At 61.3% G+C, this 19,443-nt stretch carries 17 protein-coding genes; 5 read left to right on the plus strand and 12 right to left on the minus strand.

Going from position 1 to position 19,443, the window contains the following annotated elements; genetic code table 11:
• Positions 1-4 precede the first annotated feature (4 nt).
• The 5 genes from ACHHTY_RS02455 to ACHHTY_RS02475 all read right to left on the minus strand — a co-directional run bounded on the left by ACHHTY_RS02455 (position 5) and on the right by ACHHTY_RS02475 (position 5,457).
• Positions 5-784 (minus strand): cysteine peptidase family C39 domain-containing protein, encoded by a 780-nt coding sequence (locus tag ACHHTY_RS02455; RefSeq protein WP_395492466.1) that lies wholly within the window; start codon positions 782-784, stop codon positions 5-7.
• Between the two features lie 117 nt (positions 785-901).
• Positions 902-1,489 carry a hypothetical protein gene (locus tag ACHHTY_RS02460; protein WP_395492467.1) on the minus strand — a complete coding sequence of 196 codons (588 nt, stop codon included), beginning with the start codon at positions 1,487-1,489 and terminating at the stop codon, positions 902-904.
• Between the two features lie 63 nt (positions 1,490-1,552).
• Complete coding sequence (locus ACHHTY_RS02465; protein WP_395492468.1) at positions 1,553-4,306, minus strand: cation-transporting P-type ATPase; 2,754 nt, start codon at positions 4,304-4,306, stop codon at positions 1,553-1,555.
• A 423-nt stretch (positions 4,307-4,729) separates the two neighbouring features.
• Positions 4,730-4,948 carry a hypothetical protein gene (locus tag ACHHTY_RS02470; RefSeq protein ID WP_395492469.1) on the minus strand — a complete coding sequence of 73 codons (219 nt, stop codon included), beginning with the start codon at positions 4,946-4,948 and terminating at the stop codon, positions 4,730-4,732.
• A 143-nt stretch (positions 4,949-5,091) separates the two neighbouring features.
• The gene (locus ACHHTY_RS02475; protein ID WP_395492470.1) at positions 5,092-5,457 is read right to left on the minus strand and encodes a Smr/MutS family protein; all 366 of its coding nucleotides are present in this window, start codon (positions 5,455-5,457) and stop codon (positions 5,092-5,094) included.
• A gap of 271 nt (positions 5,458-5,728) precedes the next feature.
• Between ACHHTY_RS02475 and ACHHTY_RS02480 the strand changes: the two genes are divergently transcribed.
• Positions 5,729-6,631 (plus strand): M23 family metallopeptidase, encoded by a 903-nt coding sequence (locus ACHHTY_RS02480; RefSeq protein WP_395492471.1) that lies wholly within the window; start codon positions 5,729-5,731, stop codon positions 6,629-6,631.
• 12 nt (positions 6,632-6,643) lie between these two features.
• Complete coding sequence (locus tag ACHHTY_RS02485) at positions 6,644-7,084, plus strand: bactofilin family protein (protein ID WP_395492472.1); 441 nt, start codon at positions 6,644-6,646, stop codon at positions 7,082-7,084.
• A gap of 196 nt (positions 7,085-7,280) precedes the next feature.
• Here ACHHTY_RS02485 and ACHHTY_RS02490 read toward each other — a convergent pair whose 3' ends face one another.
• Positions 7,281-8,690 (minus strand): DEAD/DEAH box helicase, encoded by a 1,410-nt coding sequence (locus ACHHTY_RS02490; RefSeq protein ID WP_395492473.1) that lies wholly within the window; start codon positions 8,688-8,690, stop codon positions 7,281-7,283.
• Positions 8,691-9,052: 362 nt separating this feature from the next.
• Between ACHHTY_RS02490 and ettA the strand changes: the two genes are divergently transcribed.
• From ettA to ACHHTY_RS02505, 3 genes are all read left to right on the plus strand, one after another.
• Positions 9,053-10,738 (plus strand): energy-dependent translational throttle protein EttA, encoded by a 1,686-nt coding sequence (gene ettA, locus ACHHTY_RS02495; protein WP_395492474.1) that lies wholly within the window; start codon positions 9,053-9,055, stop codon positions 10,736-10,738.
• A 99-nt stretch (positions 10,739-10,837) separates the two neighbouring features.
• On the plus strand, positions 10,838-11,281 hold the full coding sequence (locus tag ACHHTY_RS02500; RefSeq protein WP_395492475.1) for a LexA family protein: 444 nt from the start codon (positions 10,838-10,840) through the stop codon (positions 11,279-11,281).
• A 64-nt stretch (positions 11,282-11,345) separates the two neighbouring features.
• Entirely contained in the window at positions 11,346-12,143 is a 798-nt protein-coding gene (locus ACHHTY_RS02505) for an amidohydrolase family protein (RefSeq protein WP_395492476.1), read from the plus strand.
• A gap of 31 nt (positions 12,144-12,174) precedes the next feature.
• Here ACHHTY_RS02505 and ACHHTY_RS02510 read toward each other — a convergent pair whose 3' ends face one another.
• The 6 genes from ACHHTY_RS02510 to ACHHTY_RS02535 form a co-directional block, all read right to left on the minus strand.
• Positions 12,175-12,693, minus strand: coding sequence for a hypothetical protein (locus ACHHTY_RS02510; RefSeq protein ID WP_395492477.1), 519 nt, complete (start codon positions 12,691-12,693; stop codon positions 12,175-12,177).
• A 187-nt stretch (positions 12,694-12,880) separates the two neighbouring features.
• Positions 12,881-14,293 carry a Na+/H+ antiporter NhaC gene (gene nhaC, locus ACHHTY_RS02515; protein WP_395492478.1) on the minus strand — a complete coding sequence of 471 codons (1,413 nt, stop codon included), beginning with the start codon at positions 14,291-14,293 and terminating at the stop codon, positions 12,881-12,883.
• Positions 14,294-14,572: 279 nt separating this feature from the next.
• Positions 14,573-15,796: an MFS transporter gene (locus ACHHTY_RS02520; protein ID WP_395492479.1), complete on the minus strand. Its 1,224-nt coding sequence runs from the start codon at positions 15,794-15,796 to the stop codon at positions 14,573-14,575.
• 44 nt (positions 15,797-15,840) lie between these two features.
• The gene (locus tag ACHHTY_RS02525) at positions 15,841-17,025 is read right to left on the minus strand and encodes a pyridoxal phosphate-dependent aminotransferase (protein ID WP_395492480.1); all 1,185 of its coding nucleotides are present in this window, start codon (positions 17,023-17,025) and stop codon (positions 15,841-15,843) included.
• 125 nt (positions 17,026-17,150) lie between these two features.
• Positions 17,151-18,449: a phenylacetate--CoA ligase family protein gene (locus ACHHTY_RS02530; RefSeq protein WP_395492481.1), complete on the minus strand. Its 1,299-nt coding sequence runs from the start codon at positions 18,447-18,449 to the stop codon at positions 17,151-17,153.
• 226 nt (positions 18,450-18,675) lie between these two features.
• Positions 18,676-19,401 carry an ABC transporter ATP-binding protein gene (locus ACHHTY_RS02535; protein ID WP_395492482.1) on the minus strand — a complete coding sequence of 242 codons (726 nt, stop codon included), beginning with the start codon at positions 19,399-19,401 and terminating at the stop codon, positions 18,676-18,678.
• Between the last annotated feature and the right edge of the window lie 42 nt (positions 19,402-19,443).

Genomic DNA, 19,443 nt, shown 5'->3' on the forward strand with positions numbered 1-19,443 from the left:
AAAATTAAGGGTTGTTTCGGGATAGTGGTCCGGCGGGGGGCTTGGCCGCCGGGCGTTCAGCGGCCATTGCCGGTTCCAGGAGCAATAGATTGCCGTCATAGGTCATGATGCCCAGCAGAATGGCCCCGACCAGGCGATCGAGCCCGACTTCATAGTAATGGCCGCCGGCCCCCAGAGGATTCTGGCGCAAGGGGTCGGCCACCAGGGCTTGGCGGGTTTCCCGGTCATAGCCGCAGAGCACCACGAAATGGCCGGTGGGGCTGCCGTGGATATCGTCGTATTCCATGCCGGGGTGGTCGGGCCGGGGTTGGATCTCGCGGGGGCAGTGATAGAGGTAGGTGGCCGACAGACCGCAGAGAATGGGGATTCCCCGTTTGAGATACTTGCGGATCAGGCCGGAGTTGAGGTCGTGGAAACGGATCCGGCCGCCCAGGCGCAAGTATTCCAGGTAGGCCTCGGTGGCCACCGCCAGCTTGCGCTTGCGTTTGCCGGTCAATTGGGCCTGCAGTTTGGCGGCCAGGTTGACATGGGGGCCGTCAAACCAGCTGGGGTCGAAGATCTGGAGGTTATAGGTGTAAATGGTGGCCCGATAACCCCGTTTAAGGGCGTGACAGGCCAGCAGGACCTCCAGGGTGCCTCCGCCTTCGAGAATCCGGACCTGGTCGATGACCTGCCCGAGGGTGATGTCATCGCCATGGTAACGATAAACCGCCTGCAGGCAGGTGGGGCCGCAGGTGGCATCATCGGGTTGGGGCAGGATATCCAGGCGCAGTTTGCTTTCCATGTCTGCCTTATCTGATACTGGGCCCGGGGGAAAATGCAAACAGAAAATCATCGCCCCGGCGCAATTAAATATGCCTGGGCGGGTGACGGCCGGAGAGGGGCACACTCCAGGCCGGGTTCAGCCGAGATCACTGAAGTCACGCCGGATTTTTTCGACCCGGCGCCGGTAGTTTTCGGCGTCACCGTATTCGAGGAAGCGGCGATAGCGGCCGTGGATTGCCGCCACCTTGCGGGCGTGCTTGATCGGGCACCAGTACTGCTCGGTGCGGGCGGCGATTTCCCGGCTATAGCCCAGCAGGCCGTTGACGTAGCCGCAGTAAACGCAATTGAGCTTTTCGATGGCGTTGAGGTAGCCCAGGGCGTGGCGATCGATGACGATGTAGTCGCCGCGCTTGACTTTGGGGATACCGTAGACCGGGAAGCAGATGGCGTGATAGATGCTGACGAAGAGGTCCAGCAGCACGGCCGGCAGCAGGCAGGCCCAGATCACCGGGGCGGTAAGGATGGCCAGCAGGCTTGATTGGCGGAGAAAGCGCCGGATCGTCATGACCAGCAAACGATGGCGCTGCCGCACCTCGCGGCTGAAGATGATCCGGCGTCCTTTTATCTGGTAGGTGAACTCCTCTTCCTTTTTCTGGATCTCCTCGGTCAGTTCCTTCTCGAGGCCTTTGATCTTCTCAATCAGTTCCTGGATGCGATTTTCCATGGATTCAGCCTCGTATGGGGGAAATACCTTGTCCGGGTCGGGGACCGGTGGGACCCGAGGGGCCTAAACCGGAGCCGATCCGCGTCGGCGGCGCCAGCGGTTCATGATATATTTTTCTCCTTCCACCAGCACAAAGACACTGGCGGTGGTGGTCACGATCAACGGCAGGTCTCCGCCATCAATGGGCGCGGTGCCGAAAAGCTTGTTCATGAAAGGGGCATAAGTGAACATGGCCTGCAGCATGAGTACCGCTGCCACCGCAATCAGGACGAACCGGTTCTCGTAGAACAGCCGGATGCTGTTGATCTGGCGGTGGAGGGAGCGGGTATTGAACAGGTAATAAATTTGAAACATGATCAAGGTGTTGACCGCCGTGGTGCGAGCGACCTCGATATCCACCCCCTGGTTGACTTTCCAGGTGAAAAAAGCGCTCACTCCGCCCACCATGATCAGGGAGACGAAAACCACCCGCCAGACCAGAAAAACATCGAGAATAGCCGCTTGCGGGTCGCGGGGCGGCTGCTTCATGACATCGGGTTCGGCGGGCTCAAAGGCCAGGGCCAGGGCCAGGGTTACGGCGGTTACCATGTTGACCCAGAGGATCTGGACCGGGGTAATCGGCAGAATCTGGCCGGCCATGACGGCGGCGATGATCACCCCGGCCTGGCCGCCGTTGGTGGGCAGGATGAAAGCGATGGATTTGCGGATATTGTTGTAAACCGTGCGGCCTTCCTGGACCGCGTGGGCAATGGCGGCGAAATTGTCGTCGGTGAGCACCATCTCCGCCGCTTCCTTGGCCACCTCGGTGCCCTTGATGCCCATGGCCACCCCGACATCGGCCTGCTTCAGGGCCGGAGCGTCGTTGACCCCGTCGCCGGTCATCGCCACCACTTCGCCGCTCTCCTGGAGCAGCTTGACCAGGCGCAGTTTGTGTTCGGGGCTTACCCGGGCGAAGACATCGGTGGTCAGAGCCTTGGGTCGCAGATCATCGTCGCTCATTTCCTCCAGTTCCCGGCCGGTGATGGCCTTGCCCGCTTCGGGATCCTCGCCGATGCCCATGCGGGCGGCGATGGCCCGGGCGGTGACGGCGTGGTCGCCGGTGATCATCTTGACCCGGATCCCGGCGGAGCGGCATTCGGCCACCGCGGTGATGGCCTCGTCCCGGGGCGGATCGATGATCCCCACCAGGCCCAGCAGGGTCATGCCGTTCTCGACGTCGGCGAAGTGCAGTTCGCGTTGGCCGGCCTCCGGTGTCTTGGTCGCCAGGGCCAGGAGGCGCTGGCCTTTGCCGGCGATCTGGTCCAGCTGGGCTTCCCAGAATTCCCGGTCCAGCTCCTCGTCCTGGTCATTGAGCCGCTGGCGGGTGCACATGTTGAGCACCACTTCGGGGGCCCCCTTGAGATAAATCATGGCGTTGCCCTGGTGATCGTGGTGGAGGGTGGCCATGAACTTGTGTTCCGACTCAAAGGGGATCAGGTCGGTACGGGGATAGTTTTTGCGCAGGCCGTCGCTCTCCAGGCCGGCTTTCAGGGCCATGGTCACCAGGGCCGCTTCGGTGGGATCGCCGCTGGCCTGCCAGGAATCATCTTCTTCGCCGGAGACGATCTCGGCGTCGTTGCAGAGCATCGCTGCCCGGCAAAGTTCTTCCAGGACCGGATAATCACCGGGGCTGACATCCTGGCCTTCTTCGCCGCCGTCCAGGTTGAAGGCGCCGCGGGGGGCATAGCCGATCCCGGAAACCGCAAAGCCCTGGTCGGCGGTGACCACTTCCTGGACGGTCATTTCGTTTCTGGTCAAGGTGCCGGTTTTGTCCGAGCAGATAATGGTTACCGAACCCAGGGTTTCCACCGCCGGCAGGCGCCGGATAATGGCCTTGCGGCCGGCCATGGCCTGGACTCCCAGGGCCAGGGTGATGGTGATGATGGCCGGCAACCCTTCGGGGATGGCGGCCACCGCCAGGCCCACCACGGCCAGGAACATCTCGTCGGCCCCGTAGTCCTTCAGCAGGTAGCCGAAGGCAAAGGTGATGCCGGCCATGGCGAAAATGGCCACGGTCAGCTTGCGCCCGAATTCGGCCATTTTAATCAGCAGGCGGGTGGTCAGCGGGGAAACGCCGGCCAGCATCTTGTTGATCCGGCCCAATTCGGTGTCATCTCCGGTGGCCACCACCACCCCGGTGCCCTGGCCGTAGGTGACCAGGGTGCCGGAATAGGCCATGGAGGAACGGTCGCCGATGGCGGAGTTTTCCTCAACCGGTTCCGGGTCCTTTTCCACCGGAACCGATTCGCCGGTCAGGGAGGCCTCGTCGATGCGCAAATCCTTGATCTTGAAGAGGCGCAGATCCGCCGGCACCTTGTCGCCGGACTGGAGAAAAACGATATCACCCGGCACCAGTTCCTCCGCGCCGATCACCATCCGCTTGCTCCCCCGCAGGGCCAGGGCCTGGTGCGAAAGCATTTTACGGATGGCCTCGAGGGCCCGTTCCGCCTTGCCTTCCTGGATGAAACCGATCAGGGCGTTGATCACCACCACCCCGATGATAACCCCGGCGTCGAGCCAGTGTTGCATCAGCATGGTCACCACGGCCGCCCCGATCAGGACGTAAATCAGGACGTTGTGGAACTGGAGCAGAAAACGCAGCAGGGGTCCTCTTTTGTGGGGCGGCGTCAGAACGTTGGGGCCGTATTGCTCCAGGCGCCTGGCGACCTCCTGCGAATCCAGACCCTGGTCGAGATCGGCTTTCAGTTGGCTGGCGGCACGGTCAGGCTCCAGGGCATGCCAGGGTGTGGTGACTGCTCTCCGTTCCGGCTCCGTCATCTTGGTTAACCTCGTAATATTTGCGGCCATTGCTGGCAGTGCTGGCCCGCTCGGGCAACAAATGCGGCCCCAGGTAAATTGCCGTCCCGATACGGGACCACGCAGGATGGCTTTTTGTTCGTTGATCGCTATCGCCACCCAACTCTTCGGGGCGGAATTACATCCTGTCATTTAAAGGTCGGCAATTGACGGAAAAAGTCAAATTGACCGACATTTTTTGTCAGCCAGGAGGCGGTCCAGGTTAGCGCCGGCAGGGAGCAACCGCTGGTCTGCCCGCCGCTGGCAATGGGCAATCAAAGAGAAAGAAACCCGGCCGCGAAATTGGCACGGGATATGCTTTAAACAAAGCAGGCTGACGGAATGGTCAGCCTGCGAGGCGGGTGACCTGGTGCCGTTCCGGCTCCGTCAGCATGGCTTTTCCTGTTAAGTTTGCGGCCATTGCTGGTTTCCGTGGGTCTCGCTCAGGTAACAGAAGCGGTTCCAGGTAAATTGCCGTCCCGAGACGGGGCAACGCAGAGTTATTTTTTTTTCACTTATCGCCATCACCTCCCAGTCTCCCTGGCGCGGTCCGCTCGTAATGCGGATTTTTTGCCCCACGGCAAAGGGGTAGGGGGTAAAAAAAACAACTTCTTTAACCAGCATGAGATTGCCTCCTCGGCACCTTATAACCATCTCCCCCAGGTTTCCGCCGGGATTAAGATTCCCTGACCACAACAGTTGGCCTCTGGCGGTCGGTTCCCCGCGCCGGGCTGGAGGAACCGCCCCTATGACTTCAACCTGCCTGGTCAGGGCAGGTAGACGATCAAGGCGCCGCTCCGGCCGGAGCGCTTTTTTTCCCAGCGATAGGCCAGAACCTTTTTTTCCTGCTTCATAGCCTGCAGGACGGCCTCGGTCACCGGCGGCAGGACCGGGGGCCCGGGGGAGTGCAAACCCTTACCGGTAATGATCCGAAGGGTGGCCAGACGGAGGCTCAGGCAGTGCTCGACAAAGCGGCGCAAGGCCTTTTCCGCCTCCTCGGCCTTCAGGCCATGGAGATCAAGTTCCTCCTGGACCGGGGGGTAGCTTTGCAGCCGTTGGGCCAAAGAGGGCCGGGGCCGGCCGTTTCTCGCTGCCGCGGCTTCCAGCCCATCGTCGAGATAATGGTCGATCAAATCGGCAAATTTCGCTGCCGTTGGCTGTTTTGGGCCGGTTGTGGTCTTGGTGGCGGTCATGGCGCGAGGTGGCCGATTTTTATGGAGGAGCGGTAGCCGCGTTTTTCAAGAACTTAACCATCCTAATGGAAAATTGACCTCACGGAAAGGTGAAGGATTCCGATTTGGTCATTTTTTTATGGTTTGGAGCGGAGGTTCTTGCTAGTATGACGCAATTATTATTTATAGAGAGCAGCATGGCTTTGAGGCCGAAGCAGAATCGGGAGATCGCATGGAAACCAAACTGCATTTCATGGTCACCAGCGAGAGAGGAATGACTCGTTCCTTTTATATCAAGAAAAAAACTGTGTGGATTTTGAGCCTGGTGCTCGGAGCCCTGGTCCTGGTCAGTGGCGTGGGCTGGTGGGCGACGGTTGAGAATGTCGCCCTGCGGGCCAAAAAAGCGGTGATCAAGCAGGAATTGGCCAAGGTCCAGGAAAGCCATCGCCAGGTGCTGGCCGTAGCCGTCGACCAGGAAGAGCAGCAACGAATGTTGCTCGATAACGCCCTGGATGAGTTGCGCCAGCGCAGCGAGATCATCGAATCGATCCTCAGCGCCGTGGGAATTGATCTTGCGGCCGGAGAGGGACCCAGCAACACCGGCGGCCCCTACATCTCACTCGGTGATGAATCCTATCAAGGTCTTACCTTGAAGGTTGACCATTATCTCGACTTCATCAAGTCGGTGCCTTTGGGCACTCCGGTTCCCGGTACCCTGACGTCGCCTTTCGGTCGCCGGTCCGACCCTTTTCATGGCCGGCCGGCCATGCATGACGGCCTCGATATCCACAACCGGGTCGGCACCCGGATCAAGGCGCCGGCCGCCGGGCTGGTAACGGCCAGCAACTACAACCGGGCCAACGGCCATTATCTGGTCATCGACCACGGCAACGATTTTCAGACCCGCTACCTGCACTTGCAAAAACGCCTGGTCCAGGCCGGCGATCGGGTCGAGCGGGGCCAGGTTATCGCCCAGCTGGGCAATACCGGCCGCAGCACCGGCCCCCATCTCCATTACACCATCCTGCATAACGACAAGCCCATCGATCCTTACCCTTTTGTCAGGGTGGCGGATGTGCTGGACGGAACCATCCCGGCCCGCGGCGGTTCAGTGCGCGGTCAGGAAGTTCGCTAGGGAACAGCGATTATGGCTTTCTGGAAGAAAGGCGGCGCTCACAAGGACGAGCCGGGAATGGTTACCGGCATTATCGGCCAGGAAATGCAGCTGGACGGGAATATTTCCTTCAAAGGCAAATTGCGGCTCGATGGCCGGGTTCAGGGCAACATCCGCGGCGATTACCTGATCATGGGCGAGAAAGGCCTGGTGGTCGGAGACGTGCTGGTCAACACCTTTATCTGCGCGGGTCGGGTTGAGGGCAACGTCAGCGTCAAAAAGTTCCAGATCTCGGCCAGCGGGGTGATCAACGGCAAAGTCGAAGCCAGCGACCTGGAGGTTGAATCAGGGGCCTGTCTGAGCGGGGAAATCAAGTCCCGCAACAAGGAGTTGCCCTCGGGGCAGGGTTCCTCGGCGACCGTTGAGGATGAGCAGGAACCGGCCGACAAGGCTGAACCGGCCGCCGCTGCCTGAAGCGGCGCCGATTTTCGGCGGCCCCTGGTCAAGCAGCGCCGGCCGTCCGAAGCCACTGCCCCTGACTCGCTTTGTTCAATAAAAGTATCCCTAAGCCCGATCCCCTTTCCCAGGGGGTCGGGCTTTTTTGCTAACCGAAAAATCTGCCGCAACCATTATTTGGGCTGGTAAGCCCGGCGGGCGGCTGAGCCGGGGCCTATTGCATGGTCAGGGCCCGGGATTGGGCCGAGTACTGCAAGACCCCTACCGGGTCCACGTAATCGTAGACCTTGGGTTCTTTGCCGGCCGCCGGGCGCAGAATCCGCCCCACCACCTGGAGCAGGCGGCCGGTGAACTTGATTGGGGTGGTGAGAAAGAGGCTGCGCAGACCGGGACAGTCGAAGCCTTCCCCGATGAGCTGAACGGTGGAGATCAGCACCCGCACCCGGCCCTCCTGGAGGGCGGCGACCAGTTGATTGCGCTCCTCGGCCGGAGTGGTCCCGGTCAGCACCCGGTTTTCGATCCCCTGCTGGTCGAGTAAAGCCGCCAGTTCCTCGCAGTGCCGGACCCGGTCGCTGACCACCAGGATCGTGCCTTGCCCGGCCCCGTTCTGCTCTGCCGCTTCCCGCAGCTCCCGGGTGATGTCGGCGACGATCAACTGGTTGCGGGCCTGGTCGGCGGTCAGGGCCTTCATCAGGGCCTGGTAGTTGCCGCGGTAGGGATAGCGGAAGCCGGTGGGGCGCTGAATCAGGCGGGCCTTGAGAATGGCCCCGCTCCGCTGGAGATCGCCGGTAGCGATGCGATGAACCGAGTCGCCGAGGTAAAAATTGATCAGCTTGGTCAAGCCGTCGCGGCGGAAGGCAGTGGCGGAAAGGCCCAGCATGAAGCGGCAGTCGAAGGCGGTCACCACCTCGGTGAAGAGGGAAGAGGGCACCCGATGGCACTCATCGACACAGATCTGGCCGAAATAGGGCGGCAGATCCTCAGTCCGGCGGCGGGCCGAATTGACGATGGCCACGGTCAGCGGCTTGATCTGCTGGTGGCCGTCGCCCAGCAGGCCGACCTCGACCCCGAGAAACTCGGCCAGGCGCTCGGCCCATTGATAGAGCAGTTCCTTGGTGTGGACCAGAATGATGGTGGGCTGGCGGCGGGCGGCGAACACCGCCGCCGCGACCACGGTTTTGCCGGAGCCGGTCCCGGCCTCCAATACCCCGAAGTCACGACTCAATATCGCCTCTAAGGCCTGCTGCTGGTAGGGGCGCAGCCGGCCTTGAAAAGTGAGGGGGAGGGGCTCGCACTGCCGTCGCCGGTCGATGATTTGTGGGTCGCGGCCCGCCAAGCGTCGGCAAAGCAGCACCGCCTGGTTGGCAAAGCCGCGGGGAAAGGCGATGCCGTCCGGGATGGCGCTGAAAAAACGGAGTTGGGGCTGGAGGTGCTTGCCGATCCAGCGCCCGTACTTGCGGGCGTCCCGGTACTGGGGATTTTCCAGGGTCAACTGCTGCTTGAGAGCGTTCAGCAGGATCCGGTCGGCTCCGCTGAGCTGGGCCTCGCGGTCCACCGTCAGAACCAGCGGCGGCGGGGGGGCCAGACCGGCATCATCCTGATCGTCGGCGGATTTTCGGATCATGTCCTGCTCCTTGGTTGCTGCCGTTCGGTCGCCATGGCCCGGGGGTCGTTAAGGTCCGGGCTGGATAACGCCGAGGTCGCCCTTTGCAGGTCAGGATGCAGCACAATGCTTTTTTTTTCAACCAATTAGTCGCTTTTTGGCCGGTTGCCCCGGAGCAGGTCCACGGCTGATAGCAGGGCCTCGGCCTTCCCTGCTATCAGCCTGGTTGCCAAATCGGTCGATTTAAGGTTAAACTGAGCGGCTTATGAACCGCCGTCCGGAATTGAGCGGCGGCCCGAGCGGAAAAGGGCCGGGCGGAGACCAGCCGGGGCGTCTGCCCCAGGCCGGGCGTGCGAGCGCATAATAATCAAGAGGGTAAAATTATGGCTAACGAGCCGGACAAGATTATCTATTCGATGATCAAAGTAAGCAAATTTTATGATAAAAAGCCGATCCTCAAGGATATCAGCCTCTCATATTTTTACGGGGCCAAGATCGGAGTAATCGGGATGAACGGTTCCGGCAAGTCCTCGCTGTTGCGGATCCTGGCCGGCGAAGACAGGGAGTTCAATGGAGAAACCCATATTTCTCCGGGCTACACCGTCGGCTACCTGGCCCAGGAGCCGCGGCTGGACGAGAATCTCACCGTCCGCCAGATCGTTGAGCAGGGGGTGCAGGCAACCGTGGATCTGGTCAACGAGTTCAACGAGATCAATCTCAAGTTCGCCGAGCCCATGGATGATGCGGCCATGGACAAGCTGATCGCCCGCCAGGCGGCGGTCCAGGAAAAACTCGACGCCCTCGATGCCTGGGATCTCGACGCCCGCCTGGAGATGGCCATGGACGCCCTGCGTTGCCCGCCCGGCGATACCGCGATCAAGGTGCTCTCGGGCGGCGAGAAGCGGCGGGTGGCCCTCTGCCGCCTGCTCTTGCAGGAACCGGACATTCTCCTGCTCGACGAGCCCACCAACCATCTCGACGCCGAAACCGTGGCCTGGCTGGAACACCACCTCCAGCGCTATGCCGGGACCATCATCGCCGTGACCCATGACCGTTACTTTCTCGACAACGTCGCCGGCTGGATTCTCGAACTGGACCGGGGCCACGGCATTCCCTGGAAGGGCAACTATTCCTCCTGGCTGGAGCAGAAGCAAAAGCGGCTGGCCCAGGAGGAAAAGCAGGAGAGCGACCGGCAGAAGACCCTGGCCCGGGAATTGGAATGGATCCGGATGACCCCCAAGGGGCGGCACGCCAAGGCCAAGGCCCGGATCAAGGCTTACGAGGATCTGTTGGGTCAGGAAGGGGAAAAGCGGACCCGCGATCTTGAAATCTACATCCCCCCGGGTCCTCGCCTGGGCAAGACGGTGATCGAAGCGGAAAAGCTGGCCAAATCCTTCGGCGACAAGCTGCTTTTCGCCGATCTTTCCTTTACCCTGCCGCCCGGCGGAATTGTCGGGGTGATCGGCCCCAACGGGGCCGGCAAGACCACCCTGTTCAAGCTGATCACCGGCCGTGAGCAGCCCGATGTCGGCAGTATCCGCCTGGGAGAGTCGGTAAAGATCGCCGCCGTCGACCAGGAAAGGGATGTCCTCAAGCCCGAGGAAACCATCTGGCAGGCGATTTCCGAGGGCCAGGAAACCATCACCCTGGGCAACCGCGAGATCAATTCCCGGGCCTACGTGGCCCGTTTCAACTTTTCCGGCACCGAACAGCAGCGCAAGGTCGGGGTGATGTCCGGCGGCCAGCGCAACCGGGTTCACCTGGCCCGGATGCTCAAGTCCGGGGCCAATGTGCTGCTGTTGGACGAGCCCACCAACGATCTCGACGTCAACACCCTGCGGGCCCTGGAAGAGGCCCTGGAGAATTTCGCCGGTTGCGCGGTGGTGATCAGCCATGATCGCTGGTTTCTCGACCGCATCGCCACCCACATCCTGGCCTTTGAGGGTGATTCGCAGGTGGTCTGGTTTGACGGCAATTACTCCGAGTACGAGGAGGACCGCCGCCGGCGCTTGGGGGCCGAGGCCGACCAGCCCCACCGGATCAAATACCGTCACCTGACCCGGGCCTGAACGGTCCGCCCCGACAATTAACCCCGGCCGCCCACCGGCCCTTTAAGCCGCCGGGCCAAACAGGCTCAACAAACCGCCCAACCCGCTATATGGGGAAATATGATCACCAGCGCCCAAACCCATGTTACCGCCGTGTATGCCTTTTCCCCGGGGGGAGAATTGCGCTGCCCGCTTTTTGTCTGCCGGGTCGCCGCCGGTTTTCCCTCCCCGGCTGATGATTATATCGAGGGGCGGCTTGACCTGAACCAACTGATGGTGGCCAACCCGGCGGCCACCTTCTTTGTCCGGGTGGCCGGCGACTCCATGATCGGGGCCGGTATTCACCACAACGACATCCTGGTGGTGGACCGCTCCCTGGAGCCGGTGAGCGGTAAAGTGGTGATTGCCGTGGTTGATGGTGAACTGACCGTGAAGCGGTTGCTTAAAAAAGAGGGCCGCTGTCGGCTGGTGGCGGAAAACCCGGATTACCCCGACCTGGTGCTGGCCGAGGAGAGTTCCTGTGAGATCTGGGGGGTGGTGGTGCATGTCGTCCATTCCCTGTAAAACCCGGACCGGCTGGCGCTTGGTTGGCCGCGGGCAAAGAGCAACCTGACGAAACCTGGTACTGATGCGGATTATTGATTTTCATACCCATGCCTTTCCCGACCAGGTGGCCTTGCGGGCGATTCCGGCCCTGGAAGAGGCGGGCAAGGTCAAGGCGTTCAGCGACGGCCGGCTGGCTTCGCTGCTGGCCAAGATGGATGAGGCCGGGGTCAGCGAGAGCGTGATCTGCTCCATCGCCACCCGCCCGGGCCAGTTCGATTCGATCCTGGCCTGGTCGCAGGCCATCCGGTCGCCCCGGATCATCCCCTTCCCTTCGGTCCATCCCGCCGACCGGCAAGCCCCGGCCCGGATCGGCCAAATCAGGGCGGCGGGCTTTTGCGGGATCAAGATGCATCCCTACTACCAGGAATTCACCCTCGATGATGAGCGGATGTGGCCCATCTACCAGCGGATCGCGGCGGAAAACCTGATCCTGGTGATGCATACCGGCTTTGATATCGGCTTTCCCCGCGACCCCATCGCCGCCCCGCACCGGATCGTCCGGGTGATCGAGCGTTTTCCCGACCTGAAGCTGATCGCCACCCACCTCGGGGCCTGGGACCAGTGGGAGGAGGTGGAGCAGGAACTGGCCGGCCGCCCCCTCTACATGGATATTTCCTACGTGCTGCACATGCTGGAGCCGGAGCGGGCCCGCCGGATTATTCTCAGCCACCCCGGCGACTACCTCCTCTTCGGCACCGATTCCCCCTGGGCCGATCAGCAGACGGTGCTAAAAGAACTGCGGGACCTGCATCTTCCTGCCCGGCTGCTGGAAAAAATCCTCTGGCGCAACGGCGCCAAGCTGCTGGCGGCCGCGGCCTGACCGGCCCCCGCCTGCCGTCGTGGCTTGCCCCTTATTCCGCGGCCACCATGAGCAGAAAGGGGGCGATGGCCATCCCCTGCACAACCCAGCCCAGCAGACATACCCCGCCCGTGCGCCAGGCGCTTTGATAATCCAGGGCCTGGCGGGTGGCCGCGATCATCGCCATCAGGGTCCAGAGGGAGGAGACGAAGATCACGATCCCGCCCACGTAGGGGAGCCCCCCCAGCACCCGGATGATGCCGGGGGCACTGGCAAAACCGGTCACCCGGAGCAACTGGCCGATGCTGGTTTTGGTGCGGGGTTCGGGCAGGATCCGGGCCCCGACGAGATAAATAACCAGGGCCCAGATTAACCAGCCGGCAAAGGCGGCAGCGGTGCCCACCAGAAACCCGGTCAAGCCCAGGCGAAGAGAACCGATACCGGCGGCCAGACTGGAGAGAATCACCACGTTCAAGGCCGGCCCCAGGGCGTTGTCGTCTTCCTTTACTTCCCGGTACAGATCCGGGTCAAGCTTGGCAGCCCGGATAATGCGATCTACGAGTGAGGCCATTTATTCATCTCCCTGGATGGTTGGTTGGCCGCGAGGGCAGGGCCAATGGCGGTAATGGCGGCAAGGTTTGCGGTCAAGGCAGGCTTTGCCCCTTTTTTGCCCCGGCGCACGGTTTTGCTGGGCCTTGTATAATGCAAACCGGGCCAATCGGCAATCAACTCGTCGCACTGCCGGGCCGGTTGCGAGGTTATTGCTGGTCCTGGGGTTCTTCCTGCGGGGCTTTAATTTTTGTCATGCTGATATTGGCATAACCGAACACCATGGCAATAATGGCGGTGAGCCAGCACAATATCGCGTAAGGGGCATAGGCCAGAACCGGAACTCCCAGAGTGATAAAGACGAAAACCCCGCTGCTGTTCCAGGGAACCAGCGGCGCGGTCAGGGTGCCGCCGGCTTCCAGGGTTCGGGTCAGGTTCTTGAGCTTGAGCTTCAGCTTCCGGTAGCACTCTTCAAACATTTGCCCGGGCAGGATGACGGCCAGGTACTGGTTAGCGCTGAAAAGGTTGACCAGGACCGAAGTTCCGATCACCGTGGCGGTCAGGTTTCCGGCGGAATTCAGCAAGCTGGCCAGCCGCAGCACCATACTGTGGAGCATCCCGGTGTGGCTCATAATTCCCCCCAGCGCCAGCGAGACCAGGGCCAGGATCACCACGCTGTACATGCTTTCCATGCCGCCCCGGGAAAAGAGGGCATCCATTTCGGCATTGTCGGTCTCCATTACCACCCCATAGTGGATGAGATCGGATAAGCCGCCCGGGCTTCCTCCCTGGAGGATCAGGTAGGCGCTTCCTCCCAGAACCACCCCGGCGATCAGGCTGGGAATGGCCGGAATCTTCCTGTAGATCATAAAAATTACGATAAGCGGCGGGATAAACAGCCAGGGCGAAAGGTTGAATTGGTGCCGGATATGTTCGGTATAGGCCGAGATATCGGTGCCGTTGCCGTCGCCGGCGACGATGAATCCCAGGAGAGTAAAAAAACCCAGCGAGATCAGCAGGATGGGCACGGTGGTATAGAGCATATGCTTGATGTGATCAAACAGGTTGACTCCCAGCACCGAGGGAGTCAGGTTGGTTGAATCCGACATGGGTGAAATCTTGTCGCCGAAAAAGGCCCCAGACACCACGGCCCCGGCGGTCATGGCCGGCGGAATCCCCAGGCCTTCACTCACCCCGATTGCCGCTACCCCGATGGTTCCGACCGTTGACCAGGAACTGCCGGTGATCAGGGCCATCGCGCTGCAGAAGAGCAGGATCTGGGGCAAGAACCAGTGCGCTGACATGAACTCCAGACCGAAATACATCATGGCCGGGACAATTCCGCTGGCGATCCACACCGCGATCAGCATCCCGATAATCAGCAGGATAATCAGCGAGGGAATCGTGCGGGCGATGGCCTGCTTGAAGCCTTCTTTGATTTTCAGCCAGGAAAAGCCGTGAAAATAGGCGCAAAGTCCGGCGGTAACTCCGCCCAGGAACAACGAGAAGTGGGGTTGGGCGTCCAGGATAAAAACTGAATAAGCCAGCGCCGCCCCCGTCACCATCACGGGAATAAGCGCCAGCCATAATGGCGGAGTGACTATTTCTTCTTTTTTACTCACAATTGATCCGGATTGATTTTTTTTACTTTAACTGATTCGAATAATTTTTTTATTTAAACAAATATTATACTCAGAATGCCTTGTGTTTTTCAAGGATGCTTGGGCATAAAGACTTTAACCATTATGTAAAGGTTAATGGTCATTGAAGGGTTGAGGCCGATCATTTGATTAATGATCTGATAATCAAGCAGGGGTGACGGTTTGTCCTGCTTGGTTATTTTTGCATCATCGAGGAGAAGTTTTGGTTGCGGGCAATCATCGCCAGCGCCGGGGGCAGGGTTAACTGGCAAGGGGGCGCAGGCGCAGAGCCAGGAGCATGCCCAGGATGGTGCAGAGACCGGCCATCAGGAAGCTGCCGGCAAAGCTGCCGGAGTTTTCGGCCAGTACACCCGCCATCGCCGGGCCGGCAATCTGGCCGATGGCGAAGATGAAAGTGATCAGGCCGAAGATGCGGGCAGCTTTGAAGGGTCCGGCGTAGTCTCCCACCATGGCGGCCATGATCGAGGGGATGGCCCAGGCCACCAGGCCGAAGCAGGTGATGGAGAGCAGGAGCAGGGCAGGCGGAGGGTGGACCGCCACCAGCAGGTAGGCCGTGGTCTGGATGGCAAAAACCAGGGCCAGGGTTTTCCGGCGGCCGATATGGTCGGAAAGGGTCCCGAACAGGGGGCCGGAAAGCAGGCTCAGCAAGCCCACCACCGCCCAGAAATTACCGGCGCTGGCCGGGGAAAAGCCATGCTCGTTGATCAGGGTGGTGACGATGAAGGTGGCGTAGATTACGTAAGTGTAGCCAAAGAGGAAATAGATGGCGCCCAGGTGGGCGATGATTTTCGGGCTGATCCGGCTTTCCTCGGGAGCGCCGGCTGGTTCGCCGGGGCCGGTTTTCTCCCCGTAGGGCCGTAGCCCTTTATCCCGGGGGCTGTTGCGGAGAACGGCCAGGCAGAGCAGGGCGACCAGGAGGATAATTCCTCCCAGGACCTGCCAGCTCAGGCGCCAGCCGAACTCTTCCCCCGCCAGATCGTTGAGGAAGGGGATCAGCTTGCCGGAGAGGAGGATGGCAAAACCGCTGCCGATGACGACAAAGCCGGTGGCCCGGCCCCGCTGGCTGCGGTGGAACCAGTGGGCGATCAGACCCATCATCGGCACGTTGGCGGCCCCGCTGCCCATCCCGCAAAGGGCGTAGAGGAGCAGGATCAGGGGCAGGGAACTGCTCTGGCCGATGAGGATCATGGTGCTGCCGATCAACCCCAGGGCCATGGTGATCAGCAGGCGATAGCCCAGCCGTTCGGCTAAAGCGCCGCAAAAGAGGACGGCGGCCAGGTAGCCCACGAAATTCATGGTCCCGATCAGCCCCATCTGGCTGTAGGAAAGCTCCAGGCCCCGGCCCATGGCGGGCAGGATCATGCCCAGGGCGAAGCGGCCCAGGCCCAGGCAGGCAAAAACGCAAAAGGTGCCGGCCCAGACGATGTGCCAGCCGTAATGGATGGTGCGGTCCGGGGAAGACAAGTTGGTCTCTTAATGGTGGAAGTCGGTGCCGGGGGCGACCGGCCTCAGGCCGGGCCCGCCTGGCGGGCTGCCGCCATTGCCGCCGCGAATCCGGCGGCGGAACGGGCAATGACGTCATCCTCAACGCAGAAGGCGAGCCGGAAATAGCCCGGCAGGCCGAAACCCCGGCCCGGCACCCCCAGGATCTTCTGCTCGGCCAGCAGACCGACGAAGCGGGTGTCATCGGCCAGCGGTGATTTGGGAAAGAGATAGAAGGCGCCCTTGGGGGGCACGAATTCGTAACCGGCCTCGCTCAGCACCCGGCAGAACAGCTCCCGGCGGCGGGTGTAGATGGTGGAATCCACCGTGACTCCCTGCAGTTCGGCTACCACCCTTTGCATCAGGGCCGGGGCGTTGACAAAGCCCAGGATGCGGTTGGCCAGGGTCATGGCGCCGATAAGTTGCTGTTTGGCCTCGATTTCGGGATGAACCGCGATGTAGCCGATCCGTTCGCCGGGCAGGGAGAGATCCTTGGAGTAAGAGGAAACCACCAGGCTGTGGCGGTAAGCCTTGAAGACGCTGGGCACCGTGTGCTGGTCGAAGACGATCTTGCGGTAGGGCTCGTCGGCGATCAGGTAGATGGTCTGCTCCGCCTGGTCCAGGACCTCGGCCAGGGCGGCCAGCTCGGCCGCCGAGTAGATCTGGCCGGTGGGATTGTTGGGGCTGTTGATGATGATGGCCTTGGTCCGGGGGGTCAGGGCGGCGGCGACGGCGGCCGGATCCAGGCTGAAATCGGCATTGGTGTTGACGATTCTGGTGGTGCCGCCGTGGTTGTCGACGTAAAAGTTGTACTCGACGAAAAACGGGGCCAGGATGATCACTTCATCCCCCGGATCGAGCAGGGCCTTGAGGACCACGTTGAGTCCGCCGGCCGCGCCCACCGTCATCAGCAGCTCTTCCTGGCCCACGGTAATTTCCTGTTCCCGGGAGATCTGCTCGGCCACCGCCGCCCGGACGAAGGGATAGCCGCCGTTGGGCATATAGCTGTGGGCCCCCGGGCCTTCAGCGCCGGCCACCTTTTTGAGCACCTCGGCAAAACGGGGCGGGGGAGGCAGGTCGGGGTTGCCGAGGCTGAAGTCAAAAACGTTCTCCGCCCCGTGGCGGGCTTTCAGTTTGGCCCCTTCCTCAAACATCTTGCGGATCCAGGAAGAGCGTTCGGCAAAGGTGATCATTTTCTGGGAAATAGCCATGGGTACAGCCCTCTTTTTGCTGGGTATCTTGACCGGGGAGCGGGACGGCCAGGTTTGCGCCGCGACCCGCTGGTCATCCGCCGCGGCGCTTGCGGCAACCGCCGGCGGGGTTCCGGGTTTTGCTGCTACAGTTTTCTTTTGTCGACAATCCGTTTAGCCTTGCCTTCCGAGCGCTCCAGGCTCTTTTCCTCCACCAGGCGCACTTCCACCCCGATGCCGAGCTCCGAGGCCAGTTTGTGCTTGATGTTGTTGATGATCTCTCCCTGCTTGCGCATTTCGTCAAAGAAGATGGACTCCATTACCTCCACCAGAACGGTAATCTTGTCGAGGCGGCCTTCCCGTTCCACCACGATCTGGTAGTGGGGTTTGGTGCCTTCGATGTCGAAAAGGATGTTTTCGATCTGGGAGGGATAGACATTGACCCCTTTGACGATCAGCATATCGTCGGTGCGGCCGGTGATTCGTTCCATCCGCCGCAGGGTGCGCCCGCAGGGGCAGGGCTCCTCGATGAGGCGGGTCAGATCGCGGGTCCGGTAACGGATGATCGGGAAGGCCTCCTTGGTAAGGGTGGTCAGCACCAGCTCGCCCAGTTCCCCCGGGGCCACCGGCTCCAGGGTTTCGGGATCGATGATCTCCACCAGAAAATGGTCTTCATTGATGTGCAGCCCATTGCGCTGCTGGCATTCCCCGGCGACCCCGGGTCCCATGATTTCGGAAAGGCCGTAGTTGTCGGTGGCGATGATATTAAGCTTTTTCTGGATCTCCTGGCGCATCCCTTCGGACCAGGGTTCGGCGCCAAAAAGGCCGTACTTCAAAGAGAAGGAGTTGAGCGGAATTCCTGCTTCCTCGATGCTGTCGGCCAGCAGCAGGGCGTAGCTGGGGGTGCAGATCAGGGCGGTGGTACGGAAATCCTGCATGATCTGGATCTGGCGCCGGGTGTTGCCGCTGGAAATGGGAATAACCGAGGCCCCCACCAGTTCGGCCCCGTAATGGAGACCGAAACCGCCGGTGAACAGCCCGTAGCCGAAGGCGATCTGGACCACGTCGTCGTTGGTGACCCCGGCGGCGGTGAGGACCCGGGCAGTCAGGTTGGCCCAGGTCTTGATATCGTTGCGGGTGTAGCCGACCACGGTGGCCTGGCCGGTGGTGCCGGAGGAGGCATGGACCCGGACCACGTCCCGCAGGGGCACGGCGAAAAGGCCGTAGGGGTAGTTGTCGCGCAGATCCTGCTTGGTGGTAAAGGGCAGGGAGCGCAACTCGTCCAGCGAGCGAAAACCGTCCGGGTCCACCCCCAGTTCCTTAAACTTGTGCCGGTAAAACGGGACATTGGTCGCCACCCGAAAAATGGTGGCCTGCAGCCGCTCCAACTGCAGCTGCTTGAGATCCTCCCGATTCATGCACTCTTTGGCTTGATTCCAGTACATGCATTGCCCTCACAATTAAAATTGCAGCCTTCAACGACCCGCAGAGCTTACAGGCTGATAATTAACCAATTATACCCTTGTCCGTCCAGGGCAGATCTTGCCCTTCCTCCCCGCCCGGCCGTAAAGGTCGCAGCAGTGCCGCAGATTCGGGCAAGCGGCCCCGAAGATTATAGCAGCGCTATATCGCCGGGGCTGATCGCCCGAAGATGTGGTGCTGCTGCGACCTTTACGGTCGGGCAAGGTCGCGGCCCAGGTAGGCCCGCTGCACATCGCGGTTGGCCAGCAGGGCCTCGGCCGGACCTTCCAGGATGATTTTCCCGGTTTCCAGGACATAACCCCGGTCGGCGATTTTCAGGGCCGCCTTGGCATTCTGCTCGATGAGCAATACGGTGTTGCCCGCTGCTCGCAGCTTGGTAATGATCGCAAAAATGTTTTTGACAATCAAGGGGGCCAGGCCGGTGGACGGTTCATCCAGCATGATCAGGGCCGGCTGGGCCATCAGGGCCCGGCCCATGGCCAGCATCTGCTGCTCGCCGCCGGACAGGGTGCCGGCCAGCTGGTCCCGGCGTTCCCGGAGGACCGGGAAAAGCTCGTAAACCTCTTCCAGTTGGGCCATAAACTCCCGGTTGCCCTTCTTGTGCTGCACATAGGCCCCCAGGACCAGGTTTTCCCGCACCGTCATGGTGACAAACACCTGGCGCCCTTCCGGGACCAGGGAACAACCCATGGCGACGATTTTTTCCGGCCGCTCCCGGGTGATCTCGCGGCCCTGGAGGATTATATCTCCGGCGGTGGCCCGGACCAGGCCGGTGATGGTGTAAAGCAGGGTGGTCTTACCCGCTCCGTTGGCCCCGATCAGGGTGACGATCTCCCCGGGGTTGACGTGCAGCGAGATGCGCTTAAGCACCCGGAGCTTGCCGTAGCCGGCCTCCAGGTTGCGGATTTTAAGCATCCTCTTCCTCCTCGTAAACGCCGGCCAGCCCCCTGATCCTGC

It is taken from the genome of Desulfurivibrio nitratireducens (assembly GCF_044068515.1).
Classification (GTDB): domain Bacteria; phylum Desulfobacterota; class Desulfobulbia; order Desulfobulbales; family Desulfurivibrionaceae; genus Desulfurivibrio.